This window comes from Vibrio sp. 10N.222.48.A3 (assembly GCF_041475345.1).
Lineage (GTDB): Bacteria > Pseudomonadota > Gammaproteobacteria > Enterobacterales > Vibrionaceae > Vibrio > Vibrio tasmaniensis_A.
In genome coordinates this window covers 1-553 of sequence record NZ_JBFRVX010001160.1, presented here as the reverse complement: position 1 = coordinate 553, position 553 = coordinate 1, and the positions used below count along the sequence as shown (strand labels likewise).

At 40.3% G+C, this 553-nt stretch carries 1 pseudogene; it reads right to left on the bottom strand.

Annotated features, from left to right (window positions below):
* Positions 1–56 precede the first annotated feature (56 nt).
* Positions 57–553, bottom strand: a pseudogene (locus AB4653_RS24640) (hypothetical protein); the annotation flags it as partial.

The window sequence follows — 553 nt, the reverse complement described above, 5'->3', positions numbered from 1 at the left end:
GCTTAGTGCAAGGAAAGTAGGCAGTGCCTTGCGAACAATCGTAACTAATGATCTGATTAGTATATTTTATTCCAATCAGCAATCGTCACATCGCTATTGTCGTAATTGATAGCTTCTGCTGTAACCTTAGATATCTCATTTAATAATTGAATATCTTCTGCGTCCGTCACGGTTACTGGAGCAACAATGACCGAGTTATTTGATTTTACCTGTAGTGAGTAAGAGTTATTCGTTAGAACACCGTTGGTTTCCACTACCGATAGCCCGTTTAAGCTTAGGGGATGAGCTAGGGAATACTCAGCAATTAAATTCGCGGTTTGTAACTCTTCAGCACTGAACTTCACACCTTTAAAACCATCGTAATAGTAACGGCCATGAATCAGGGAATCTTCGAATTTGAATGCATCAACGAATAGAGATGTAGCCTTGTTAGGGGCCTTTGTCTCATAGTTTACTTGAACAAAGTATTCGGTTTCGGTTGAATCTTCACTTACGAAACCAGGAATTAATTTGCCTCCAGATTCGACAGCACTTGAAGCGACTGACACTGTAC